24 protein-coding genes are annotated in these 23266 nt (G+C 56.2%); 15 read left to right on the top strand and 9 right to left on the bottom strand.

All coding sequences use genetic code 11. From position 1 onward, the window contains the following. Positions 1–22: 22 nt before the first annotated feature. From ACSQ76_RS08400 to ACSQ76_RS08380, 5 genes are all read left to right on the top strand, one after another. On the top strand, positions 23–157 hold the full coding sequence (locus ACSQ76_RS08400; RefSeq protein WP_437156224.1) for a hypothetical protein: 135 nt from the start codon (positions 23–25) through the stop codon (positions 155–157). Further along, a complete protein-coding gene (locus ACSQ76_RS08395) occupies positions 157–693 on the top strand; it encodes a hypothetical protein (RefSeq protein WP_437156223.1) in 537 nt (178 codons plus the stop codon). The genes ACSQ76_RS08400 and ACSQ76_RS08395 overlap by 1 nt, the downstream gene beginning before the upstream one ends. A gap of 172 nt (positions 694–865) precedes the next feature. Then, positions 866–1444, top strand: coding sequence for a terminase small subunit (locus ACSQ76_RS08390; RefSeq protein WP_437156222.1), 579 nt, complete (start codon positions 866–868; stop codon positions 1442–1444). 3 nt (positions 1445–1447) lie between these two features. Beyond that, the gene (locus ACSQ76_RS08385) at positions 1448–2086 is read left to right on the top strand and encodes a hypothetical protein (RefSeq protein WP_437156221.1); all 639 of its coding nucleotides are present in this window, start codon (positions 1448–1450) and stop codon (positions 2084–2086) included. Beyond that, positions 2086–7854, top strand: coding sequence for a hypothetical protein (locus ACSQ76_RS08380; protein WP_437156220.1), 5769 nt, complete (start codon positions 2086–2088; stop codon positions 7852–7854). Before ACSQ76_RS08385 ends, ACSQ76_RS08380 begins: the two co-directional genes overlap by 1 nt. A 47-nt stretch (positions 7855–7901) precedes the next feature. Here the strand turns inward: ACSQ76_RS08380 and ACSQ76_RS08375 are convergent, their stop codons facing one another. The 3 genes from ACSQ76_RS08375 to ACSQ76_RS08365 all read right to left on the bottom strand — a co-directional run bounded on the left by ACSQ76_RS08375 (position 7902) and on the right by ACSQ76_RS08365 (position 8983). Then, on the bottom strand, positions 7902–8378 hold the full coding sequence (locus ACSQ76_RS08375; protein ID WP_437156219.1) for a hypothetical protein: 477 nt from the start codon (positions 8376–8378) through the stop codon (positions 7902–7904). A gap of 85 nt (positions 8379–8463) precedes the next feature. Then, positions 8464–8763: a hypothetical protein gene (locus ACSQ76_RS08370; protein WP_437156218.1), complete on the bottom strand. Its 300-nt coding sequence runs from the start codon at positions 8761–8763 to the stop codon at positions 8464–8466. After that, complete coding sequence (locus ACSQ76_RS08365) at positions 8747–8983, bottom strand: hypothetical protein (RefSeq protein ID WP_437156217.1); 237 nt, start codon at positions 8981–8983, stop codon at positions 8747–8749. The genes ACSQ76_RS08370 and ACSQ76_RS08365 overlap by 17 nt, the downstream gene beginning before the upstream one ends. A 62-nt stretch (positions 8984–9045) precedes the next feature. Between ACSQ76_RS08365 and ACSQ76_RS08360 the strand changes: the two genes are divergently transcribed. The 3 genes from ACSQ76_RS08360 to ACSQ76_RS08350 all read left to right on the top strand — a co-directional run bounded on the left by ACSQ76_RS08360 (position 9046) and on the right by ACSQ76_RS08350 (position 10902). After that, positions 9046–9324 (top strand): hypothetical protein, encoded by a 279-nt coding sequence (locus ACSQ76_RS08360; RefSeq protein ID WP_437156216.1) that lies wholly within the window; start codon positions 9046–9048, stop codon positions 9322–9324. 70 nt (positions 9325–9394) lie between these two features. Then, positions 9395–10531 (top strand): sensor histidine kinase, encoded by a 1137-nt coding sequence (locus ACSQ76_RS08355; RefSeq protein WP_437156215.1) that lies wholly within the window; start codon positions 9395–9397, stop codon positions 10529–10531. A gap of 20 nt (positions 10532–10551) precedes the next feature. Next, positions 10552–10902 carry a response regulator gene (locus tag ACSQ76_RS08350; RefSeq protein WP_437156214.1) on the top strand — a complete coding sequence of 117 codons (351 nt, stop codon included), beginning with the start codon at positions 10552–10554 and terminating at the stop codon, positions 10900–10902. A gap of 643 nt (positions 10903–11545) precedes the next feature. On the opposite strand, the gene ACSQ76_RS08345 is transcribed toward ACSQ76_RS08350, so the two are convergent. Together ACSQ76_RS08345 and ACSQ76_RS08340 are read right to left on the bottom strand one after the other, a co-directional pair. Next, complete coding sequence (locus ACSQ76_RS08345; RefSeq protein WP_437156213.1) at positions 11546–11752, bottom strand: hypothetical protein; 207 nt, start codon at positions 11750–11752, stop codon at positions 11546–11548. A 503-nt stretch (positions 11753–12255) separates the two neighbouring features. Then, positions 12256–13236: a response regulator transcription factor gene (locus ACSQ76_RS08340; RefSeq protein ID WP_437156212.1), complete on the bottom strand. Its 981-nt coding sequence runs from the start codon at positions 13234–13236 to the stop codon at positions 12256–12258. 794 nt (positions 13237–14030) lie between these two features. Between ACSQ76_RS08340 and ACSQ76_RS08335 the strand changes: the two genes are divergently transcribed. From ACSQ76_RS08335 to ACSQ76_RS08315, 5 genes are all read left to right on the top strand, one after another. Further along, positions 14031–14642 carry a hypothetical protein gene (locus ACSQ76_RS08335; RefSeq protein WP_437156211.1) on the top strand — a complete coding sequence of 204 codons (612 nt, stop codon included), beginning with the start codon at positions 14031–14033 and terminating at the stop codon, positions 14640–14642. Positions 14643–14659: 17 nt separating this feature from the next. Next, positions 14660–14851 (top strand): hypothetical protein, encoded by a 192-nt coding sequence (locus ACSQ76_RS08330; protein WP_437156210.1) that lies wholly within the window; start codon positions 14660–14662, stop codon positions 14849–14851. A gap of 15 nt (positions 14852–14866) precedes the next feature. Then, on the top strand, positions 14867–15100 hold the full coding sequence (locus tag ACSQ76_RS08325; RefSeq protein ID WP_437156209.1) for a hypothetical protein: 234 nt from the start codon (positions 14867–14869) through the stop codon (positions 15098–15100). Beyond that, positions 15100–15297 (top strand): hypothetical protein, encoded by a 198-nt coding sequence (locus tag ACSQ76_RS08320; protein ID WP_437156208.1) that lies wholly within the window; start codon positions 15100–15102, stop codon positions 15295–15297. The genes ACSQ76_RS08325 and ACSQ76_RS08320 overlap by 1 nt, the downstream gene beginning before the upstream one ends. Positions 15298–15370: 73 nt before the next feature. Beyond that, a complete protein-coding gene (locus tag ACSQ76_RS08315) occupies positions 15371–15865 on the top strand; it encodes a hypothetical protein (protein ID WP_437156207.1) in 495 nt (164 codons plus the stop codon). Positions 15866–16123: 258 nt separating this feature from the next. On the opposite strand, the gene ACSQ76_RS08310 is transcribed toward ACSQ76_RS08315, so the two are convergent. Then, positions 16124–16954 (bottom strand): DUF3800 domain-containing protein, encoded by an 831-nt coding sequence (locus ACSQ76_RS08310; protein ID WP_437156206.1) that lies wholly within the window; start codon positions 16952–16954, stop codon positions 16124–16126. 177 nt (positions 16955–17131) lie between these two features. Here ACSQ76_RS08310 and ACSQ76_RS08305 point away from each other — a divergent pair, with 177 nt between their 5' ends. After that, positions 17132–17314, top strand: a complete 183-nt coding sequence (locus ACSQ76_RS08305) for a hypothetical protein (protein ID WP_437156205.1) — start codon at positions 17132–17134, stop codon at positions 17312–17314. Positions 17315–18029: 715 nt separating this feature from the next. Further along, a complete protein-coding gene (locus tag ACSQ76_RS08300; protein ID WP_437156204.1) occupies positions 18030–19229 on the top strand; it encodes a tyrosine-type recombinase/integrase in 1200 nt (399 codons plus the stop codon). On the opposite strand, the gene ACSQ76_RS08295 is transcribed toward ACSQ76_RS08300, so the two are convergent. From ACSQ76_RS08295 to ACSQ76_RS08285, 3 genes are all read right to left on the bottom strand, one after another. Continuing rightward, the gene (locus tag ACSQ76_RS08295) at positions 19226–19522 is read right to left on the bottom strand and encodes a hypothetical protein (protein WP_437156203.1); all 297 of its coding nucleotides are present in this window, start codon (positions 19520–19522) and stop codon (positions 19226–19228) included. The two genes, ACSQ76_RS08300 and ACSQ76_RS08295, sit on opposite strands and share 4 nt — an antisense overlap. A 112-nt stretch (positions 19523–19634) precedes the next feature. Beyond that, complete coding sequence (locus tag ACSQ76_RS08290) at positions 19635–19835, bottom strand: hypothetical protein (RefSeq protein ID WP_437156202.1); 201 nt, start codon at positions 19833–19835, stop codon at positions 19635–19637. 11 nt (positions 19836–19846) lie between these two features. After that, on the bottom strand, positions 19847–23089 hold the full coding sequence (locus ACSQ76_RS08285) for a phage tail tape measure C-terminal domain-containing protein (protein ID WP_437156201.1): 3243 nt from the start codon (positions 23087–23089) through the stop codon (positions 19847–19849). Between the last annotated feature and the right edge of the window lie 177 nt (positions 23090–23266).

Below are 23266 nucleotides of genomic sequence, written 5' to 3'. Positions count from 1 at the left end.
TGGCTTATCCGGAGGACAGCAAATGACGCACATCGCAAACATTCGGAAGAATGCGCGCGAAGACCTGCGCGTGACCTTGGACGAGTTCCGGGCACGCGCAGAGGCCGAAGACGCCGCCCGAAAGCTCGGCATCCTTGACCATGGGAAGGCCGAATAATGGGCAGGGATAAGCGCAACGAACGCAGCGAACTGCAGTGGACGAAATGGATCAAGGCGCACCGCCTGTTGCCCGCCTGGAGGGCGCTAAGCTTTCCAGCGCGGGAGGCATACTTTCATCTTCAGGTGCGCTGCTATGCAGACAGCAAGAACGCCGTGAACAACAACGGCGAAATCTACCGGTCACTTAGAAAGCTGGCTGATGACATGGGATGCGCCCAAAAGACCGCCGGGACGGCTCTGGCTGATCTGCAGGCCAAAGGCTGGATCGTGTGTACTCAGGCATGGGAGCGTGGCACCTCTGGCAGTGGCAAGGCCGCGCATTTTCGCCTGACGATGCTACCCACTGCCAAACGCCCGGCGACCAAAGAGCCGGAGCTTTGGAAGCAGGGGCATGATTATCCGGTCACTGTGTATCGTGCCTACCTGCCAAAAACGTACAACCGTGCCGGTAATCTGAAAAAACAAAACCCACCCCACCATTCGGGTGCACCCCTGCACCCTACTCGGGCGCAGTTGAAGGTGGTGAGCCAATGAAGTGCGTCCGACTAGAGTGCAGGAAACGCCCAAATCACGCGTCTGAGTGTATCCTAGTCGGGCGCATATCTAATTGCCATCCCATTCAACGGAGAGGGGCAGTTAGAGGCACATGGACGACCCGCTTTCTGGATCGGACTTCCCCAAAATCGACTGAAACCAAGGAGCAGATATGACTGACGATAACACACAGGCAGAAAACCGTGGCGAGGACGGGCGCTTTCTCAAGGAGAACCGGTTCTGGGAAGCGCGGGCTTCTCATGGCCGTCCACCGATATACAACGACCCGGAACACCTCTGGAACGATTGCTGTGCCTACTTCGAGTGGACGATCAGAAATCCGCTCTGGGAAGAAAAGGTGTTCGCGCATCAGGGCGAAATCACCAAGGCCGATGTCGCGAGAATGCGGGCCATGACACTGGCGGCGATGTGCAACTTTCTGGGCATCGACCATACAACGTGGCGCGCATGGCGTTCTGAGCGTTCCGACTTATCCCCCATCATAGAGCGGGTAGAGAACGTCATCTGGACGCAGAAGTTCGAAGGCGCTGCCGCCGGGTTGCTCAACGCAAACCTGATCAGCCGCGAACTTGGCCTTGCCGACCGGAAAGAACACACCGGCCCGGATGGCGAACCCTTGAAGCCTTCAGCGCTAACCGATGTCGAAATCGCAAGACGGCTGGCGTTCCTGCTGGAAAGCGGCGCGCGCAAGCTGACTGACCAATCCAACCAAACCGAAAACGAGGTATGAGCAATGACACGCACCAAGAAGCAACCGATCACCCTGGACGAACTGCACAACCGGCAGGCGGAACAGGAGCGAGTACTCGCGGCGCTGAAGTCCGAACGTTCCGACGCCATCCTTGAAGGGAAGCCCTTCGATGTATGCAAGCTTCGGGACGCACAGGATGAACTCTCGGCCATCGATGAGGCAATCGCTGAATTCAAGCGGCGCGAGGAAGACCGGCAGATTGCCGAAGCAGAAGCCGAGGCCGCAATCAGCGATCAGGAACGGCTGGACCAAAGCATTGCCGGTATTCGCGATATGGCGTCTGAGCGTGAAGCGGCAATATCAGAAGCGGAAGAGGCTGCGCGCTCGTTCGGAGATGCCCTGTATCGCGCCGAGCATGCGCGCCAGAGCCTCCAGGGGGCCGTCTACAGGCTGATCGGCAAGGTTCCGGTGGGTCTAATGCCCGGAGGCCAGGAAGACCGGCTTTCTAAGAGCTTCGCTGCGGTTCTGGCCACGTCGCTGGGCAAGGGGCGTTTCGGCGAAATGGTCCTGCGCAAGGGCATGCGAGACGCGGAACAGCCCTGGCTGGCAAGCGAACAACCTGTCTCGCGGGAAATCGAATCTGCGCTTGAAGCGCTTAAGGCAGAAGGAGCGGCTGAATAATGGGTATCAAGGATCTTGAAGAATTCGCAAACTCACTGAGTGCCAAAGCGGGACGCGAGGACAGCGCGACCGAAAGCTGGATCTCTGGCCTCAAGGGAAAACAGGCAGCGCGAACAAGCGCTATGTTGTCCTATGATCACCGCAACCCGGACGAGGTAGCGGAAAGCCTACGCATCGGCGACGAAATTGGAATGCCCGCCAGTATTGTTACTGCGAACCCAAAACCGTTCAAGCGTGAGGCGGAGCAAAAGCGAAATAGCATAAGCTTGGCCAATGCCCCCAAGACAACGGCTTGGCTGGCAGACCTGACGAACTCGGGCCTGGGCAAAGATGACATCGGCGTTCTGGCAGACATGGAGACGTTCTGGCGTGAACAGGGCGAAGCCTGGGTGGAACTGGGCAAGCGCGGCGAGGATACGCAATTCGGGCGTGGCGTTCGCACCGGGGTAACAGGTGCCAGGCAGATGGGTACAGCGCTGAAGACCATTCCGGTATCCGGCATGATCCGTCACGATTTGGACCTTTTGGCAGGGCTTCAATCAATCGGAGATATGAACCCGGACGCCCCACGCTATGAAGTTGCCGAGGCCATTGGTGTCTCTCCGACATCGCAAGCCGCCTCCATTGCCTTTGAATTCCTGCGCTCCGATGAGGACAAGCGAGCGAGGATCATAGACCGCACGGTGCAGCGTCTCACCTCTAACAAAGAAGCGATGAGCGCGCTTGCTGAAAGCGTCAGGGCCTACTCTGCAGCCTTCGAGCGGGCCGCAGGCCGCACACCGAATTTCACCGATATCGATGACGCCAAGGCGTTCGCAGACTGGCTGGCTTACAATACCGGCCAAGCCCTGCCCTATCTCGCCATCACTGCGATAGCGGGTGCTGTTTCCGGCCCCGGTGGATTGCTTGCATCCGGTTACGGCATGGGCGTCGGGGACGTGCAGTCAGACCTGATCGAGCAAGGCATAGAAGATCAGGGGCAAGTGGCCATGGCTGCGGGTGTTCCCTACGCTGGCCTTGAATTGCTGGGGCCTGCGGCACGACCCTTTCGAGGCGTCAGCGGCGAAATTCTGGAGAATGTCGCCTCCAACTATTTCCAGCGGCTGGCAAGGGAGATTCCCGCCAACGCGGTCGAGGAATTCGTGAACGAGGCCGGTCAGGAAATTATTGCAGACATTGCTTCCGAGGTCGCAGGGGGCGAAGAGATTGCGTTGACCGACGAGACGCTGCTGCGCTGGTTCAATGCCGGTATGGCAGGCGTTGCTGGTGGCGCGGGTGTTTCCGTCGTCACTGCAGGCCCATCGCGTGGGTCCGAACAGGATCGAAATGCGGCTGCGAACTCAAATCGCACTGCGCAGAAATTGGCCACCGTTGACGCATTGGCGTTGAAGTCGAAGCTTAAAGCGCGAAGCCCCGATCATTTTCAAAGCGCTCTTGAGGCACAGGGCGCTGGCATGGCGAACTTGTACGTTCCCGCCGATGCCATGCGCGAGTACTTCCAGGCGAAAGACACGCCTTTGGACGAGGCGCTGAGCGAATGGGGCGTGGATCGGTCTGCCTTCGAGGATGCCGAAGTCACGGGCGGCGATGTGGCAATTCCCATGTCTGTCTACGCAACGCGGATCAGCGGGACGGATGACGCCCCGTTCATGGCTGAAAACGCGACGATGACAGAAGATGAAATGTCACTTCGCCAGGCGCGGGAGTTTAGTGAAAACGCACCCGAGTTGATGTCTGAAGCCTATGAGCGCGTGAAAGCCGAGGCCGCAACGGAAGAACTGCGCCATACCCTGGACGCGCAGGTTCGCGAAGATATTTTTACGCAATTGCGAGATGCAGGGCGCAGTCCCGAAGTTGCCAAGACCGAATCCGAAATCTGGGCATCGTTCTTCCGTACAATGTCGGAGCGATACGGAGCCGGACCCGACGAACTGTCGAAGCTGACCAATGTTCGGATTATCGGGCCTGGCATGGGAGCAGTGGAGCGCACCGGGCGTGAGATGTCCCAGGTCAATCGCGGCTCCATCATGTTCCCGAAAGATGGCGTGACCGAGGGCCAGACGGTAATCGGCCTCTTCGAAGATGCAAATCTTTCGACCATCGCGCATGAGACGGGACACTTCTTCCTCGAAGCCTTCCAGTCCCTCGCCAGCAACTCCGACGCTCCACAAGACATGCGCGCCGATATGGATGCTGTGCGAAAGTTTCTGAAGGTCAGCGACGGAAAGGAAATCACGACCGAGCAACATGAGAAATGGGCACGGGCGCTGGAAGCCTATTTGATGGAGGGCAAGGCCCCTTCCCTCGAACTTGCGGATACCTTCGCCCGCTTTAAAGCCTGGCTCACGCGGATCTACCAAACCCTTCGCGGATTGAACGTCCGGCTGACCGACGAGGTTCGGGAGGTCATGGACCGCATGCTGGCGACGGACGGAGAAATTCAGGCGGCTCGGGACGTGGCCGCGATGGACCCGCTATTCGCGACAGGCCGACCGGCGGGCATGTCGCAGTCTGATTTCGAGACCTACCAGCGCATGGCGCGTCGGTCGCAGGAAAAGGCCGAGCAAAGCTTGCTCGAAAAGACGATGGCCAAGGTACGCCGTGAACGTGAGGCTTGGTTCAAGACCGAGAAGAAGGCCGTTCGGGAAGAAGTCGAAGCGGAACTGAACCGACGCCCGGAATACCGGCTTATCGAGTTGTTCGCCAATCAGCGCTGGCTGGGCGAAACTGAAGCTGAAATCCCTGATCTGCAACTGGATCGAGATAGCCTGGTTGAGATGTTTGGCCCGGAAATCCTCGATGATCTGAGCCGCTCGAAACTGGGCGGTAAGCGGGCGATTTACTGGACCGAAGGCATGGACCTTGCCGCCGCCGCGGATTTCTTCGGATTCACCAATTCCATCGAGATGGTTGAAACCTTGCAGACTGCCGGAAAGCGCACTGACGCCATTCGGATCGAGGTTGATCGGCGAATGTCCGAACGACATGGCGACCCGCTGAATGACGGCACGATTGAAATCGAAGCGTTGAACGCCATTCACAACGAACAGCAGGCAAAGACGTCCATTGCCGAAGCACGGCACCTCGCCGGTCAACTCGGAGTTAGTTCGAAGCACATGCTGCCAAAGAGCTACCGCCATCGCGCGAGGGTCATTCTGCGAAGCATGAGGGTGGCAGAGGCAGTGCGGCCCCGTAGGTTCCTCCAGGCCGAACGTAGAGCCGCCAGGAGGGCGCAAGAGGCCTTTGCGAGGGTTGCGCGCTCCGGAGGCCCTCAGGCGCTCACAGAGGCGCTGCAGGCCAAGGAACAGCAAATTCTGAATGGGTATCTCTATGACGAAGCCAGCAGGCTTCAGAAGGAGGTTTCCCGTAAGCGCGAGAAGATGCGCGACTACAACAAGAAATCCGTTCGTGAAAAACTGGCGGGCGGATACATCGAGCAAATCGACGCCATCCTGGCAGACTACGATTTCAGAGTTCGGCCCGCGTCGATGATCCAGCGCGAAGAGAGCCTGAAGGACTTCGTTCAGCGCATGGTCGAGGAAGGGCGCGAGGCCGAGCTTTCAATCGATCCCAAGCTGCTGGAGCGAACACAGGCCAAGCACTTCAGCCTTTTGTCCGTGGAAGACCTTCAGGGCTTGTTCGATACCGTTGAAAACCTCGATCACCTTGGCAGGTTCAAGCAGAAGCTGATCGAGAAAAACCGGCGCAGGGAACTGGCGACAAGTACCGCGCGTGTCGCAGATCAGGTTCGCAGCAACCTAGGAGCCGGTAAGGCCAAAAAACAAAGCGGCGTCATCCGCAACACGTTCAACCTATTGGCCACGGCAGACACGATGCTGATTGCAATGGATGGCGGGCAGGAAATCGGCGCATCCTATGACGAGATCAAGCGCGGGATCGATGCGGGGCAAGCGGAAGAACACCGGATGTCCGTGGAATTGGCCGAACGCATGGACAAGTTGTTCGCAGCTTATACCTCCAAGGAAATCGCCGGGATGCAAAGCCCGAAGCGCATTTCCGGTGCCAACGGCAGGCCGTGGACGAAACTGGAAATCCTGTCGGTCGCGCTGAATACCGGCAACGCGGAAAACCTCTCAAGGTTGCTGGATCCCACAGCGCACGCCGAAAACAGACTAACCCAGGACCAGCTTGATGCTCTGCTCGGGCAGTTGGATAAGCGCGACTGGCAGTTCGTGCAGTCCATGTGGGATTTGATCGACAGCTATTGGCCGCAGCTTGCCGAAGTTTCTGAACGTAGGACAGGTGTAAAGCCCACAAAGGTTGAAGCCGTTCCGTTCGAGAATGCGCACGGGACCTGGCGCGGTGGGTACTACCCGATCAAGTACGACCCGGAACTGTCCGCCCCGGCCATGAGGGACGAGCAATCGGCGTGGGACAAGTTCGTTTCTGCCGGACGTGATGCCAAGGCTGCTGTCCGAAACGGCATGACCATTGAACGGAAGAATTCCAGCGATGGCCGAACACTCAAGTTCGATATGACGGTACCCTTCACGCACCTGCGGGACACGATCCGCCTTGTCACGCTCTCTGAGGCCGTCGATAACTCGCACCGCATCCTGAACCACCGGGATGTGCGCCAGGCATTCATCGACGCAGGAAGGGTCGATGACCTGAACACACTCAACCTCTGGCTGAAGGACGTTGCGAACGGTCCAATCTTCAACACGGACCCGATCAATACCTTCGCGCGCACGATCAAGAACAACTTCACGCTTTCTCGCCTGGCATTTAACTTCCGAACCGTTGCCTTGCAGGTAACTGGCCTCGGGCAATCAGCCGCGACGATAGGCAAGCGCAACCTCATGCGCGGAATGCTGGATTACCGGAAGCGACCGCATGCCCTGACGCGTGAAGTCATGGAGAAATCCACCTTCATGGCCGAACGCCAAAGCACCTTTCAAAAGGATATCTACGACTTCGCGAATGACGTGAAAATCAGCACGCCCATCGCCAGCCGCTGGGCGAAAGCGCGGACTGTCGTAGGCCAATGGGGGTTCGCCCCGATCATCAAGGCGCAGTTCTATGCGGTCGATATGCCGACCTGGCTGGGCGCTTACCGCGCGGAGTTCGACAGGACACAGAACGAAGCCACGGCCATCGCATTTGCGGATCGAATGGTGGCGCGGGCACAGGATAGCGGGTTGATGGCCGACCGGTCAGGATTCGAGCGCGGCACGCTTAGCGCCAACACACGGCAAAGCGACTTTGTAAGGCTGTTCACTACCCTCGGCGGCTACATGATCAAGAAGCTGAACAGGGGCTATGTGACGACCGTACAGGGCCGCTCAGCGGTCGCGCAGGCTGAAGGGTCCGCAGCCAAGCTGCTGGCCGCCAGCAACGCCGCCAGCGACCTGGCATTGCTCTATGTCTTCGAGGCGGCATTCATGGCGCTGGCCTACTCGATGCTCTTCGATGACGAGGACGAAGACGTGCAAGGGTTCATGGTCAGGGAAACCGGCATGGCCGTTGTAGCAGGTATCCCGCTTGTCCGGGATGCAGCCAGTGCGTTCAACGGATATGGCGGCGGCGGTGTTTATGGATCTGTCCTCGAAATCCCGGCGAACCTGTACCAGCAAACGGTCCAGGGTGAGAACGACCCTGCCTTGCGCCGCGCCTTGGCAGACCTGGTGGGGACTGCGACCGGCCTTCCCTCGACGGCTACGATGCGCATTCTCGAAGGCGCGTTGACGCCGGAAGATACTTCAGCAGCCGAAATGCTGTTTGGGTCAAATCCACTGAACAGGTGATCGGTTCTGGCTGCTTGATTTGTCGAGCAGCCAGCCATTTCTGAGCCTCACGCAGAGTCTGTGTTTTGGTCGTGACCTGCTTCGTAAACTATATGCGAGGTGTCATTAGGCCCCGGTATTGTTATGCGCCAGCGAGAGAAACCAACCACGTCCGCCACTTCAACGTCAGAACTTATCTCGCCAGCAATGCTAATGAAAAAGGTATCCCTATTTTTCTCGCGAACGGCAAAACAGGGGCCGGCCTTCGACACAACTAATAATCCTGGGGAAATATCTGATCTCGTAGGACTGACCTTTGAATCGTCTGAAATATCGACCTCATAGTTGAAATGCTGCACGCCGAGATAAAAATGGTTAGCCGAAGCGAGGTTCCTGGGGCGAAAGCCAGGCTCACCTGACGCCGGATCAGCCAGATCAAAACCATGAGGCTCTCCTTCGAATTCAAACACGAACAAAGGAGGGCGATCATACTGACCACCTCCAATTAACAAGGTGCCAGCTTTGGCCTGTGAGGGCTTGGTCAAGTAGATTTCGTTTAAGTTTACCAGCATTAAAGCTCCCCGTCACTAGACGCATTATTTGCGATTTTCGCCGCAAAGCTACCTGCCATTAAAATGGGCTATCGACTACAAATCTGAATTTCTTGTCAGAAGTCGTACTTCCCGAAAAGGTCATGCCTTTGCTGCGGCTAGCAATCTGTTTCATATGCTTGTTTAAGTTCAACTGAGCCTGTTCAGTAGTGTATTCCTTGGAGATGCGAAGCACTTCTTCCCTTGTGTCCCAGTTATTGCAGTCGCTGCAGCCATACTCAACTTGGCCGTCTTCTGCATCTCTAGACTCCACTCCTTTGCGGCACTCGCCGCACAAGATTGCATACGTTTCGCTGCCGTCGCTATTTTCTTCCGACATTGTGGCTCCCGTTTTGAATCGTGCTGGAAAACCGTGCGCCACAAGGTTTGAGGCAGTCAAGAAGACCATGCTTCTTGAAGACCGCCGCCCACCTACGCGGCGGGTGCTCCTCCAGGCAACCAGAGTCTGCGAAATACCTTCTCGCTTCGTCACTGAGTCCATATTTCGCTACGTAGGCAGCAAGGATCCCCTCTGCTTCTTCCAATCGTTCTTCGGTCATCTTTAGGTCTCCTGTGCAGGGGTGTCGCATTGGAAGGTTAATAAACCGTTGCCACAACGCAGATGGCTGAACATCTCGCCAAGCGGAAAGAGCTTTGGGAGGCGCGGAAGGTAGGTGGTGCAACTTGCACCACCAAGAAACCTCAGCATCAAAGGCAGTTCGCGTCTGAAACCTCGGAAAAAACAGGGGTTAACAAGTCCACGGTCAACCGCGCTGTGTCTCGCGCCCAAGTCTCAGAAGAAGCGCGGGACGCCATACGCGGCACGGACCTCGACAGGGGCACGGTTCTGGATGAACTCAAGAAGGTGGAGCCGGAGCGCCAGCTGGGTAGTGTTGGCTGACACCAAAACGCGATTCCGCTAGTAATGCAGGGACACCCATGTTTGGCTAATGCAACCCAAGGAGGGTTCAATGCCAGATGATCGATCAAAGCTAGACAGGCTTCGACTGCAGCGGTCCAAACTTGCCGAGTTCGGCTCTTTCGCGTTTTCTTCCATTGATCTCGACGACATTCTTCTTGAGGCATGCAAGGATGCGCTCAAGGCCCTGGAACACGAAGATGCGAAGATAAAAGTCCTTGAGCATCGGCCAGACTCGAGCGACTTTCTCGTGCGGTCCGGTATCAATTGGCCAGAAGGCGTCGTCGGACAGGAGACAATCGGGGACGACCTTGACTCGCCCGCAGGTTATGCGCTCGTGAGTGAAGGTCCGGTGGTGTCTCGGGACCTTTCACAAGAGACGCGTTTCCGCACTCCTTCCTTGCTAAAGCGGACCGGTGTTCGATGCATGGTCAACGTGATCATCGCGGGCCGCGACGCACCTTTTGGCGTTTTCGAAGTCGACGGTCTATCGCCAAACATGTTCGATGAAGAGGATGTAGACTTCCTGCGCAGCCTCGCAAACCTTATCGCGGCGGCTATCGAGAGAATGCGTCTGCGCGAAGCGCGAGAGCGATACACCCGGGAACAGCGTATCCTCGTTGAAGAACTGGGACACAGGGCAAAAAACCTCTTCGCCCTTGTCCAGGCTGTCGCGAACCAGGTTGGAACGGACGGCGTGTCAGCCGAAGACTTCAAACAAACCTTCATCGGACGCTTGGGCGCATTGGTGACGGCAGAAAACTTGATGTTCGAAGCTGGCTACAGCGATGTCAGCCTTTCGGACGTAGTTGAGCTCTTGCTGCGTCCCTACCAAGCCGATTTCGAAGAACGTGTGTCTGTTGACGGGCCTACGGTATTCCTCCCCTCTCGCTCGGCACGGATGTTGGGCTTGGCATTGCACGAGTTGGCCACCAATGCGTCGAAACATGGAGCACTTAGTGAGCCCGGCGGGACAGTAGAGGTCCACTGGGCCGTTGACGACGGGCAAGGCCAAATAACTCTTTCCTGGACCGAGCATGACGGTCCGCCGGTGAAAAAATCTGAGCGGAGAGGGTTTGGTTCACGATTACTTGAACAGATTTGCCCTACCGAACTGGGCGGACGAGCGGAACTTAGCTCAAACGTCGGGGGTTTGGCGTACACGTTAACATTTTCCACCAACAACTGAATGCCCAAACACTGATGCCAATGCCCAAAGTCCTCGTCGTCGAAGACGAAGTAATCATAGCATTCGGATATGTGCACGCGCTCGAAAATCAGGGCTACGAGGTTCTCGGCACTGCGGGTAGCAATGCACAGGCGCTTAAGATTCTACAGGAACACAGCCCGGATTTAGCTTTGCTGGATGTGAACCTCAACGGTGAGGAATCCGAGCCTGTGGCATCGGCATTGGCAAATTTAGGCGTACCTTTCCTCGTATTGACGGCCACGCCGAGCGCTTCAATCACTGGACCCAATTTGCGCTCAGCCCCGATGCTTGCCAAGCCGGTGTCCGACGCCAGCTTGCTTCAGGCCCTCCAAAAAATCAGGCACATCTAGAGGCCAGCCGCGCGGTTCGAGGCACGCGCCTTGACACTGGCGTGTTCCTGGACCGCTTGAAGGACCTGGCAGAGTATGATCAAGCCGAGTTTGCACAGCGACATTCCGACAGATTGGACAGCCCGTTAACAAGCCGCCGTGACCTGGGGACTAGCCACGGCGGCTCTACGCAAAGCCGACAACTCGGGTTTCGGCAATGGGTAGGTGATAATCAGAAGCCCACAACGTTCAGAACGTCTGAGGCATCGGGAGTACGAAACGTTCCGTCAGGGTTGGGCGAGACGGGAGTCCCGTTGCCCAGAACGTAGCGCTGCTCGCTTCCGTTTGACTGTTTAATGACGGTAAGAAGAGATCCGTTTCCAGATTCACACTCCAAGATTTGAAGGTTCGTCCATTCGGTCGACATGTTGCACTCCTAACATGATGAGTTGCTACTGCCCTCGTACCCTCGTGTACTTACAGCATTCATGATTCTCCATTTTCTCGCAAGGATCGGTTCTCGCATTAGTTGTATGCAGCCAAAATTTGCTTACCCTGACCGCTGGCCCTTTAAGGAATACCTGGGGATAGTTACTGGTGACCGAAGGCATTCACGGCAAGGCCTAGGCCAATGCCGTTTTGCTTGGAGTTATGCCAATGTTCGTCAGCCCTTGTCGAACAACTTGCGAGTAGACTTTATATTCTGGGCTATGACACGACGGTTATGAACTGAGATTTCTTTCTTGCTCATCTCACAAGAACGCTTCACTTGCTTTTTCAATTGCTTCGCAAACCGTTCATCATCGTTGTCGGTCTCTAGCTGTTGGGTAGCACGTTTGAACTTGGCGCGTTGAGCCTTGTGGTTTTCCATGGGGCGAAGGTACCCCATCACGTCAAACATAAGAAGGAGCGGACTTCGAGCTGCCAGTGTTTAGCATCAATCCGCCGTGCGGCTTAGGGGCAACCTCTGCGGATGCAGATCCAGTCTACGGAGCCAGTTTGCGCTAAAAAGAGCGACCGAGACGCGCCCGGTCGCAGTTATAAGGAGACAGGTGAGGCGGATTAAAATCCTCACCTATAGATTTCCCACTATAGAATTTCTAAGCGGTGCGCCACCCACTCTAGGTTGATAGCTGGTTCCTTCGGTGGCGTGGCAAGGCCGCAATTTTGTTTGAATGTTTTTGGCTACTGCCCCCATTACTCCTCAAATCGATAACGCTTTGCGTTGAAACTGGTAACGGAAATGTTGAGCGGGCATTTTCAACAATTCTGTTACCGCGCCACAAAAAACCAATACTAGCATTCAGCTTCGAGCGCCTGTTGTTCACATGGGGCCAAGCCTACTATCAGGCGGCTGACAGCGGACAGCCCCAGTCAGCGTGATACGCTGTGCCTGTCGTCCCAGAAGTTTTTGAGGTCTTCTGCGTACCGTCGGCTTTCGTTCTCGGCGCTTTGATGCGCGGCTGACAGGGCGCTTATTGCGCTGTCGCCACTTTTCCACACCAATCGGATGACATCGCCAGCAGACACTTTGACAGACATCGGCCTGCCGTCATTGAAATAGAGTCCTAGGCTGTGAATAGCTATATTCACCTTGTCGGCCAAAGCTTCTGCATCCGGTTGCCATCCGTCCTCAACAATGCATACAAAAGTGCCATTCCCGGCATGCGAAATCAAATGTGGATGTGTACTCAGACACATTGTGATGGCCTCGGCAACATCAGCCACGAGACATTCGTATTCGTAGCGCGAGGTTTGTTGGAACAGGTCTTCGATGTCGCGAATGCTGAACGCAAACACAGCCGAACCGAACAGCTTCTTGCGTGCCATTAGGGAAATGTAATTCTCAAGCGCCAGGTAGTCGATCATCCCGTTTACATTGCGCACGTGGAACGGTTCATGCAGTGCCAGTGGCGCGTCGATTTCGCTCGCACCTGTGTTACTCAAATCTGGCTGTTGTTTCTGCTTCTTACGACTGGCGACAATCTCTTCCATCAGTTTGATCCGCCCGCGCACATCATCGATTTCGAATGGTTTGGTGATGTAGTCAGTGGCCCCAGCCGAGAAAGCCCGGTCGATGTAAGACTTGTCTGACATTGCCGTCAGCATCAGGACTGGCGTGTTCTTGTGATCATGCCGACTGCGCAGGATCTTGCAAAGCTCAATGCCATCTGTTCCGGGCATCTGAATATCCACCAGGAAGCAGTCAACTGGCTCGGCGTCGGGCTGCGCCAAAACGTCAAGTGCATCAACTGCACATTCTGCAGTGGATATCGTGTGTTCTCCACTGAACTGAACCAACAGCTCGATGAGCTGAAGGATCGCCGGTTCGTCATCTACAACAAGAAGGTGCATTTTTTCCTCCCACAACTAGATACTCTTTGTACAGCGCGGTCAGATACGCTTCACGTGCGTCCTGCCTTCTCTGAACAACTGGAAGGAGAACTCGGCGATACTGTGACGACGAGTGGGAAAGAATGCAGCAAACACTTCCGTCCAGCCCTTACTCAGGACTGCGGTGCTCTAAATTTTCCGGCTTCACATCTGAAGACGTCGCTCTGTAGCTGCGATCAAGGCTTAATTCTCGCGCTCCGCCAAGCATGCATTCGCACCCTCGATCCGACCCGCGCTGTACCCCGTCGAATAGGCTGAGCTATCCCAGTCACCTTCTATGAGCGTGGCTCGGATCTCACAGGTGGTGTTGTAACCCTCAGCGTAGCCATCGCTATATCCGGTGTCGTAGCGTTCATCTTCGTCCTCGCGACAAGCGGCAACGAAGAAGACGCTTAGAGCAAAAGCAACGCGTAACACTATTCGATTTCCCGAAGCGCGACACCTGGCCCTGTAGCCACTTGGCCGTCATCAAGGAATTGGATGCCTTGGCTTTCCAGGGCCTTCCGAATTGCCTCGGCGCTGGCATGCTGAAGTCCACCCTTCTCAGTCTCAAAGCGACTGATTGTCGTGAACGAAACTCCCGCCATTTCCGCTAGTTCGCGCGTGCCAATCCTTAAAGCATTTCGGGCCATTCTCAATTGCGCTGGCGTCACTGCTAACCTCGTATGTTATTTTGCATACAGGGTATTGACATCATAGTGACCCTGTACCTATATTTATAACACGATAAGCAAAACGGCAACAGGGTTATCGAAATGCATTACGACCGCGTAGAAATCATGAAAGCCGCCTGGGTTATTGTTCGTCGTTTCCAGGGAAACGGTGAGCCGCTCAGCGCCCTGATGTCCCGCGCATTGGTATGCGCATGGTTTACAGCTCGCCAGAAAGTTTCGGTTGCGCGGCGTATGGAGCAGTCACGCCGTGAGGCCACGGCGCTGGCCGAGCGTCCTGCCGCCGAACTCGCCGCAGAAATCATTGCCCTCGAAAATCGCAGCTACCTCGGCCATGAAGGTCAGGAGAAGCTGCGCGGACTCAGAACCGCCCACAAGGCCGCATCTGAACGTGAGGCGCAGGAGGCAAAGCGCGAGATCATCGACAGCGCCAAAGGCCGGTTCGCTTCCGTCACCTTTACGAAGAAAGACGGCACAGAGCGTGTCATGCGCGTACAGCCCGCCACGCTCAAGTTTCACGTGAGGGGCGCTGCCGCCTCTGATGCCGCTCAGAAAGCCGTACAGGCCCGCGCAGAGCGCCACCCGCACCTGATGCCTGTCTGGGATGCCGAGGCCCAAGCACCGCGCTCTCTGAACCTCGCAACCATTTCTCGGATCGCCGTCAACGGTACGGTCCACGAATACGCCATTCACTAGGAGGAGAGAGAGAAAAAATGCCCGATGAAATCAAAATGACCCGCCAGGAAATGCAAACAGAGGCATTGGTGATCGAGAACCTGTTGGATGCGGCGCTGGTCATGCAAGGCGACCCGAACCGCGAGGAAACGGTCCAGATTATCGAGATGGCTCAAGGGCGCATCGAGCGTCTGGGTAGGGCTTTGGATCCGGTAAACGCAGCAGACTGAGAAAGGACTTAGACAATGACCAAGACTATTTATGACCTCGAAAACGAAGCAGCATTCCTCGCCGGGCTGATCGGTGGGGCAGAAGTGCTCGTTGATACAGTCAACAGCACAGACTCGAATTGCCAAGAACACAAGCTGGCAAGCAACTCGTTGCTGCCGATTTTCGAAGACCTGCGCCGACGTGCCGACGAGCTCACGGTAGCGCTCGAACGGCTGGAGGGCGTGGACAGAACTCGCGGGGTCCAGTGATGTCAGAGCAAGCAAGCACCGACACCCTCTCAAAGGCCGCAGACCTGCATTCCCTTCTGCGCTGTGCGTTGGTTGCCGAAGAGAACGAAGCCTCCGGTATCGACTGGAAGGGGCTTGAGCGCGTCTTGGGAATGGCTGAGCGCTTGGCTTGCGAAATCATGAATGAGGTGGAGAGCGTGAAAGGAGCCGGAAACTGAAAATCGCCCTTTTCCTTGTCGTCGAAGGCAGCCTGCAATCGTGGGCTGCCTTTCCATTAAGGCTATTTCAAACATGACATTTCAGTACGACATTAACCGTCAGTGGTCTGACCAGTTCATACCGCAGATCAAGAGCATTGTTGGCAGTCACCTTTTGCAAGCGGCTCCCGATATGCTCGACATGACCCAAGCAACGGATCTTGTGATGCTCGATGCCCGTGATATGCGGATAGCGGCTCGGGTGCGCAGGCCGGGATATGCTGACCGCTACCCCTACCAGTTCACCGTGCGCTCACAGCTTCCCTCAGGCGCAGAGACGGAGCTTTCGAAGATAGTGAATGGGAAAGGTGACTGGCTGTTCTATGGCCACTCCAACGCTTCTCAGACGGCTGTGGAGCGCTGGTATCTGATCGACCTCAACGCCTTCCGCGCGGCGCTGATCCGGCAGGGTGCAGAGGGGCTTTGCTGGGGCAACAAGTGCAATCCAGACGGAACGCGGTTCACCTGGTTCGACGTACGCAGCTTTCCGGTTGATCCGCCGTTGGTGGTGGCGAGGTCTAGCAATTAACTCATCTGCACCTCTACGCTGATCAGTTTGAATTTCGCTACAACAATTGCGTTGCAAATGGCTTTGATGATCAATGCCGAGCAGAAATTGCGTTGCATCTTGTTATTGGCAAAGGGCTTTAATATCAGTCGCCTAACATATAACATTTTGAATCTAGAAAAAGAATCCGAGGCGTGATAGTTTTTGACGGCAACGTTGCGACCACCTGAATGGGATGGAGAGCACTTGCTTAGGGCGGTCCTTTAGGGGATCGCCCGACTACCCCAACCGCTTGATTCCATCGGTGCCGCCAGTATGCACTTTTGTGTTTAACAAGTTACGGGGGATTGCGTCGTGTAGTGACCCTAGATGCAGTCGCTTTTCCTTTTCCGTCAAATCGCTGCGTTCGGATTTAACCTTCAATAAAGTCGCGTAGGCGATTAGATCCGCAATCTGAATGAAATGTGATTGCCTTGAGTCTTTAAAATTGACGTCTTCAATAGATGTCGAAAGTGGCTTGTTGGCCGTCGATGTGCCATCGGACCACCCGCCCATTCTTGAGCCTGTGGGTAGGTATCGGCAGGCCTTACGGAACAAGGTTCGGTATTCGCCATGGCCTTCGTCGAACATTAAAAGCGATTTCTGTCCGGATCGCTTGTTCTGCGTCTCTATTCTTTGAAAGGCTGCATTCAGACAGGCCTCAAGCTTGTAATATCCGTAGAGATGGAATCCACGAGTTGCGCATATCGAAAAAATGCTTTGGTCTGGCAGGAACGCTAATTGATCTAGCGCGTCCTTATATGCGCGGATCGCTGGGGGACCGTACAGCGGGAGATTCCCGTTTTTGTATCTATTCTGGCCCTTGGCTAACTTCCGTCCCTTTAGCTCTTTCGCAACAGGAATTCCGTGCTTGTCGCGGAGATACTGGCGCCACTTAATAACTGATGCAAAACTGCTTTCCCATTTATTTAAAAACCTTGCCGAGTCCCAATCGTGTTCTGGCTGAACAATCTCAGCGGTTGGAACATTTACGAAGGCCAGGACGAAGCGGGTTTTGTCATCGGACTCATCAGCATATACTGTTGATAGAGTGGTACAGGGCAAACTCATGGAGGAAATAGGGTGGGTAGCAAGGCGAGGAGTCAACTAGATAAATTCAAATAAACCGCCCGCCAGCTAGAGACGGATGACACCAATAAGCTGTTTGAGAAGTCAACTGTGAAGTGGAAGCCGAGCGGCCAAAGGGGTGGCAAGTGAGGTATTTAAAAAGCTCATTGCAGGGGTATCATGACACCCATGAAAGTCATTCAGATACGCGGCAAAATCGTTCTTGAACCAGAGACGTCCAAAGAGGCGCGCAAGCTATCTGAAGCGGTCGGCCAGCGCGTGCAGCTTATCCCGGAAGATTGTCAGCCAGCCACTGGTTCACATCATTTGGACCCTGACCCCAATATGGCTTGCTTAAGCTGATGACGTAGCAGTTGTCATTGCCATCTAGATGTTTGGATAGCTTTTCATATACGGCCTTTGCGCTGCTGGTGGTACTTATCGCGTATGACGACTCTGAAAGCTTGGCCCAATTACCGTAAGATTTAATGTCCTTTAGGATGTCTGGGCGGACAGTCTCTTTGTTTAGGTCGTAGGTGACAATGTAGCAGGCCATCTTCGAATCTCCTTAAATGAGACTCCAGACTGCATTGCTAGCGGCGGGTTTGTAAAACACGCAATCTCCAGACGACGATCCGGCAAAATAGGGGACCTGAAGTCTGCCGAGACAATGCACGATAGCAACCAGCGAGTTTCAAAGCTGAATCGTCAGGGGGATTAAAAGGTGGATTGAATTTCTTTAAAAAATCACATGTACATGAATTTAAACAGATTCTAGGCAATTAGTGGTGCGGGTGAAGGGACTTGAACCCCCACGCCTTGCGGCGCCAGAACCTAAATCTGGTGCCGGACCCTAAATCGGCCCCCTATGTATGATTTTCGAGAAAGGAGCTATCGCTTTTAGGGCATTGAAAAATAATAATTTACTTGGAATACTCTTGTTTTCCTTTGTAGCACTCTGAATCTGGTGATAACCACGGTCTTACGTATCTGCCTGTAGCAGAATCGTAGCAGTCATCAAAAATCTGGGGCCACAATGGGTACACGTACGAAACTAACCAAAGCCGCAATTGAGGGTATGAACCTCGAACGAGACGGACAATGGGTTACCGACACTGAAGTGCCGCAGCTTGTTCTGCGCCTCACGGAAACGTCTAAGACGTTCGTTGCGCGGTGGTCGTCAAAAAAGGACAACAAACGGAAACAGAATGTCATAGCGAAGGTCGGCGAAATCAGCGTTGGGGAAGCCCGCGACCGCGTTCGCAAGATGGTTGCACAAGACGCGAACCCATCGGCAGAGACACTGAGAGACATTTTCCAGATTTGGGACGCCAACTACTCTTCAAAGATCAGCGCCGGACATGCCGATGAGATGCGGCGAAGTTGGCGCAAGCACATTGAACCTGATCTAGGCAGCAAAAAGTTGTCGAGACTGACCACGCCGACTCTTCAGCAGTGGTACGACAAGAAGATCAGTGAACACCCGGTCACTCCGTCCGGGAAAACCGCGGACAAACCACATTCGGCGGCGACCGTTAATAGGTGGATCGCCTACATCTCCAAGCTCTGCTCCATTGCCCGTGCGAATGGGTATATGGTCGGAAATCCCGTTGAGGCTTTGGAGCAATCAACGCCGCACCGGCGACTAAAGGTCTTTACACGCGACGACATTAAGGAGTTGAGCGACAGCCTGACGGCTGCAAAGGACCGCTATCCCATTGGCGTTGCGCTGATAAGGTTTCTTACGAACTTCCCCTGCCGCGGAACTGAGGCGCGCGACATGCAGTGGGATGATCTGGACCTAAAGGCAGGAACGTGGACCATCCCGGCGGAGCGCTACAAGACACAACAGGACAAGGTTTTCCCCCTTGGTCCACTCCAAATCGACCACTTAAGGTCCCTACCCCGCTGGTCAGACACATATGTCTTCCCGATGGTTACAGACGCTAACCGCCCCGTTGCCAAAAGTCATCAAAGGTATGTCTGGGAAAAACTGCGCCCGAAACCTATGGGAATCCACACTCTGCGGAAGACAATCGCAACCTTGATGCTTAACGACGATATGCCCCTTGAAATCGTTTCGAAGCTACTTGGCCATAGCTCGACTCTGGTCACGCAGCAGGCCTACGCTCACTTAGACCCCCAAGTTGCAGGAAAGCATTTGGAAAGATGGGGAGCCATCTTGGAAGACGATGAAGAAAAAAAAGACTTCGACCCAGAAATGGTGAAGATGTTGGAGGCTCAGGCCGCAATGGAAATTAAACGAGAGATTTCCTAGTCAGAGCCGCCGCTATCGAGCTTTTCCGCAATAAACTTCAGCGTGATTGAGATTTCTGCCACTGCGCCCGACAGCGCCGCGGCTGCAAGTGTGCTTAGAGCGGCGGCAAAGACAAGGTATGCCTCTGCGAATCCGGCAAAAGCCATTACCATGGCGATAATGCTTACAGCGGCAGCAACAGCCGCAATGAAGCCCAAAATGTGAGTGAAAAAAAGAGGTTTTAGCTTCTTGGACTTTTTCGCAGCAGCTTGCTTCTTCGGTTTTTCCCTCAGTCCGAAATCAATATCGCTCATTGGATTACTGTTCCTTTTTTGGTGTGCCAACTTGCAAGGATGTGACGGCGGAAATGGGCGCTACCGGGGCATTTTATTGACGGTTTGTGGCCTTGTCAGGCGTTGCGGTATGTCAGCCGATGCCGGACGGCAGGCGCGCGTCAGCGCGGCGGTACAGAGCCTTCAACATTTCTTCCTTCGTCGCGGCTTCTGCATCCGTTCCATCCTGACGAAAACCGGCGGGCGTCAGACCAAGCTGCTGACGCTTTTCTTCGATCTTGTCTGCGTAAAGACCCAAACGGTTACCCATGGGCTTCGGTTCGTATCCTGCCATTTTCGTTCTCCTTAGTCGTTCTTGCGGACGGCCTTACTTCCGGCGCGGGCCATGTCGGCGCTGATCTGGGACGAACTGCGGCGGAAGCTGTCCGCGTCGGGGGTATGCACATCCCAGTTGAAATGCTGCACGATGGGCTGGCCACCGTTCGCGCCTGCACCGCCGTTGAGTTCGACCGGAATCTTTCTGCCCTTGGTCAGGTTTACCACTGCCTCATTGCCATGAAGAATCGCAGGAATCCCTGAAGTGTTGGGGGTCCCCTCGCTGAAGTGAGGGGCGTTCTGGAAAGCACCAATCGGAGCGCTTGCCATGCCCACAGGGCTGTCGGAAAAACCACCTTCCGAGAACGCACCGACAGCCATGCTGATGAGGCCACCAGCGCCGCCGATGCTGTCGAGAAAACCACCACCGCCGCCGATTCCGCCAGCGGAGGCACTGCGGACCATCGAGGCATGCTGCTGTCCACCGGCCTCGATTGCCGTGCGGACGCGGGTCGCGTGCTGTCCGCCGCTGGTGGTGGTTGCCATCCGTACCTGCTGACCGTGCTGTACCCCTGCGAGGCGGGTTGCGTTCGCGGCCTGCTGGCCTCCTACGGCGTGCGCCTGCTGCGTGAACTGGCCTGCCTGCTGACCGCCCTGAGTCATCGCCTGTGCAAGCTGCTGGGACACGGTCTGACCTGCCTGCATCATGGCGGTGGAAATGTGCTGACCGGCCTGTACGCCGCCGTTGGCGACGGCTGCGCCCTGTCCGGCGGAGGGGTCATCGCCCTGTGAGTTGAAGAGACCGCCGAGGAGGCCACCAAGTCCGTTGCCTTCGCCACGTCCAAGGAGGTTCGCGAGTTCCGCGACGGCCTTGTCCGCTACGATGTCTGCGATCACGCCGAGGATGGAGTCGCCCAACGCTTCGATGTCAAACTTACCAGTCTTGATCATCTCTGAGATGGAATCCCTCAGGGAGTTGATTGCGCCCATTTCGATCTGCTGACCGGCCTCAATCCAGTTCGGGACGGAGTCCATCCATTCCTTGACGGGGTCCCGCGCAACCTTCCGAAGCTCTTCGTTAAGCTTCGCGGCGGCGTCGATCTGCCGGATCATCGCCTCAGTCTGCTGATCGACCTGCCCTTTGCCGGTGGTCATGGCTTCCGCCATCGCTGCCGCGCCCTGCGCGGTCTGGAACTGCCCACTTGCCAGAAGCTCCAATTCGATCCGCTCCGCCTGAAGGGACGTGAGACGCGACGTCAGACTATCATTCAAGGATTCGACCGCCTTCTGCTCTTCGCTGAGCGCCGCCTTGCGGGACCCGCCGCCACCGCCAGACCTGCCAGCCTTGCGGGCCGGTCGATTGGCTTCAGAGAGGGCCTTGCGAAGCTCTTCCTGCTTCTTGGCTGCGGCGTCGAGTGCTTCGATTGCCTCCAACTGCGGCGCGATCTGGTCAACGGTCAGATGCTGGCCCCGGTCGGCGGCGGTGGTCACCATCTGGTCAAGCTGGACTCGGCGGTTGGCGGCGGCACCGGACAAACCATCGGTGATCTGAAGATTGAGCGCCTTGTTCTGTGCCCGGATAGAGGCGATCTGTCCTTCAACGCTCTTGCCCATGACTGCGAGGGCGGACGGAACGCCGTTCAGGTTTGCGAGAAGGCGGGCGGCTTCGTCTGCCGCCGTGCCAATCGAATAGGTCAGGTTAGAGGCCGCGCCAGAGGCGTTGCCCGTGGCGTCGGTGACGCCGTTCTGCGCTGCCATAAGGCGCATGGCGGCGTCTTCGGCGCGGACAAGCTGCACCAGCACCCCACGGGCGGTACCTTCGCTCTTGTCGAGGCCGCCGGTCGTGGACTCCACGGCCTGACGGAGTCGGGTTACCGCTTCGGCCTGCTGCTCGAAGGTCCTAGCACTCTTGACCTGATTCATGAGGTTCAAGAGGTTCCGGGCCTGATCGTTCGTGGTCTCAAAAGCGCGGCGAACGGCGTCAACATTGCCCGTGAACAGATTCCCGTCGCTGGTCAGGCCGTCGCGGATGCTGGCGATCATATCGGCATTGGCCATGCCCGCTTCCAGTTCCGCGACCTTGCGCAGGCGTTCAAGATGTTCATCGAGAGCCGTGTTCAAGTGCCCATATTCTTCGCGAAGCTGACGCAAATTGTTCCCGGCAAGCGTGTCGGTGGCGCGGCGCAGTTCGTTGATGCGGGACTCCGCGTCGGACAGGCTGTCAGAAAAGCTCCTCGTTTCTTCCCCGGCTGCGAAGAACCACTTCGCGACGGCTGCACCCGCGGCGACCGCGCCAATCGTGATCAATGAAAGCGGATTAACAAGCGAGGTGAACCCCGCAAGAAGCGTACGGAAAGCGCTGCCGCCGGATGCCTTCAAGGCCTGCATCTGAGCGGCAAGCTGGGACCCCTGCTGGAGACTAATCATGGCGACGCTCTGGAAACCCATCTGCGAGGTAATCAGGACGTCGCTAAGCTGGTGCCCTACCATGATGCCCTGCTGCGTGCTCTGCGTGCTGCGCTTCATGGCGGCGTTGTACTGGTCAGTCGCCGCTGACGCGGCCAGCATCGACTGGGCAGCATCCTGTCGGGCCTGAGCCGCGCGCGCGGCGCTGATCATGCCTGCCTCTTCCAGTTCGGACAGGTCACTGAGAGCGCGGGCATAGCGCATGGAGTTTGCGCGGATCGGGTCATAGCGCTGCGCCAAGGTTTCGAGGCGGTCGGAGTGGTGAGAGGCCGCGTCAGCGGCACGGCGGTGAGCACGGGACTCCGCTTCAAGGTCATTGGCAAGCCGCTTCAGTTCCGCGCTGGTATCACTGAAGGAACTGCGGGCCGTTCGAACGTCCAGCCCGGACTGCGCGGAGGTGAGCGCCCGCTTCATGTTCACGAGATCACGGTTAAGACGGTCGATTGCGTCGGTGTTGCCAAGAGCGGTGAAACGCTCTGTGAGCCTCTGAACTTCGTTCTGGCTCGTACGCAACGCCGCACTGCTGGACAGGGCGACACGCTTCATTTCGGCGGCGACGCGTTCGGATGCCCGTTCGGCCTGCCCCTGCGCCTTGGTGACGTTGTTTGCTTCGCGGGTAGCGGCCTTCAGGCCGGACACGTCCACCTTGGGGCTGATGTTCTTAAGCTTCGTGAACGCGCCTGCACTGTCCCGCTCAAGGTCGCGGACCGCCGCCTTGACGGCATTGATTGCGCCGACAAATTCGCGGCTTCCGCGCTTGGCGGCGGCGGCGTCGATCTTCAAACGGAGTTCATGGGTTTCGGCCATTTCTGGGCCTTTCTTTTTCGTGACTGCTCGGAAAAGGAGACAACGGTCAGGCCGTCCAGTGGCAGCCAAAACGGGCTGACCGTTGTCAAGTGCATGGCGGAGAAGAGGTGCCGCCTAACTGCTAGAGATATTCACATAATACATTATCTTTATGTGATCTGGCAAGGAAACGGGCCG

Origin of the sequence: Roseovarius sp. B08, from assembly GCF_051417955.1 — a bacterium.
Lineage (GTDB): Bacteria > Pseudomonadota > Alphaproteobacteria > Rhodobacterales > Rhodobacteraceae > Roseovarius.
Note: the sequence above shows the minus strand (reverse complement) of the source record. Positions and strands in the feature narration are given on the sequence as shown.

Coding starts and splice junctions, on each gene's coding strand:
- ACSQ76_RS08400 (WP_437156224.1), top strand. CDS start 23: ATGACGCACATCGCAAACATTCGGAAGAATGCGCGCGAAGACCTGCGC.
- ACSQ76_RS08395 (WP_437156223.1), top strand. CDS start 157: ATGGGCAGGGATAAGCGCAACGAACGCAGCGAACTGCAGTGGACGAAA.
- ACSQ76_RS08390 (WP_437156222.1), top strand. CDS start 866: ATGACTGACGATAACACACAGGCAGAAAACCGTGGCGAGGACGGGCGC.
- ACSQ76_RS08385 (WP_437156221.1), top strand. CDS start 1,448: ATGACACGCACCAAGAAGCAACCGATCACCCTGGACGAACTGCACAAC.
- ACSQ76_RS08380 (WP_437156220.1), top strand. CDS start 2,086: ATGGGTATCAAGGATCTTGAAGAATTCGCAAACTCACTGAGTGCCAAA.
- ACSQ76_RS08370 (WP_437156218.1), bottom strand. CDS start 8,763: ATGTCGGAAGAAAATAGCGACGGCAGCGAAACGTATGCAATCTTGTGC.
- ACSQ76_RS08365 (WP_437156217.1), bottom strand. CDS start 8,983: ATGACCGAAGAACGATTGGAAGAAGCAGAGGGGATCCTTGCTGCCTAC.
- ACSQ76_RS08360 (WP_437156216.1), top strand. CDS start 9,046: ATGGCTGAACATCTCGCCAAGCGGAAAGAGCTTTGGGAGGCGCGGAAG.
- ACSQ76_RS08355 (WP_437156215.1), top strand. CDS start 9,395: ATGCCAGATGATCGATCAAAGCTAGACAGGCTTCGACTGCAGCGGTCC.
- ACSQ76_RS08350 (WP_437156214.1), top strand. CDS start 10,552: ATGCCCAAAGTCCTCGTCGTCGAAGACGAAGTAATCATAGCATTCGGA.
- ACSQ76_RS08345 (WP_437156213.1), bottom strand. CDS start 11,752: ATGGAAAACCACAAGGCTCAACGCGCCAAGTTCAAACGTGCTACCCAA.
- ACSQ76_RS08340 (WP_437156212.1), bottom strand. CDS start 13,236: ATGCACCTTCTTGTTGTAGATGACGAACCGGCGATCCTTCAGCTCATC.
- ACSQ76_RS08335 (WP_437156211.1), top strand. CDS start 14,031: ATGCATTACGACCGCGTAGAAATCATGAAAGCCGCCTGGGTTATTGTT.
- ACSQ76_RS08330 (WP_437156210.1), top strand. CDS start 14,660: ATGCCCGATGAAATCAAAATGACCCGCCAGGAAATGCAAACAGAGGCA.
- ACSQ76_RS08325 (WP_437156209.1), top strand. CDS start 14,867: ATGACCAAGACTATTTATGACCTCGAAAACGAAGCAGCATTCCTCGCC.
- ACSQ76_RS08320 (WP_437156208.1), top strand. CDS start 15,100: ATGTCAGAGCAAGCAAGCACCGACACCCTCTCAAAGGCCGCAGACCTG.
- ACSQ76_RS08315 (WP_437156207.1), top strand. CDS start 15,371: ATGACATTTCAGTACGACATTAACCGTCAGTGGTCTGACCAGTTCATA.
- ACSQ76_RS08310 (WP_437156206.1), bottom strand. CDS start 16,954: ATGAGTTTGCCCTGTACCACTCTATCAACAGTATATGCTGATGAGTCC.
- ACSQ76_RS08305 (WP_437156205.1), top strand. CDS start 17,132: ATGACACCCATGAAAGTCATTCAGATACGCGGCAAAATCGTTCTTGAA.
- ACSQ76_RS08300 (WP_437156204.1), top strand. CDS start 18,030: ATGAACCTCGAACGAGACGGACAATGGGTTACCGACACTGAAGTGCCG.
- ACSQ76_RS08295 (WP_437156203.1), bottom strand. CDS start 19,522: ATGAGCGATATTGATTTCGGACTGAGGGAAAAACCGAAGAAGCAAGCT.
- ACSQ76_RS08290 (WP_437156202.1), bottom strand. CDS start 19,835: ATGGCAGGATACGAACCGAAGCCCATGGGTAACCGTTTGGGTCTTTAC.
- ACSQ76_RS08285 (WP_437156201.1), bottom strand. CDS start 23,089: ATGGCCGAAACCCATGAACTCCGTTTGAAGATCGACGCCGCCGCCGCC.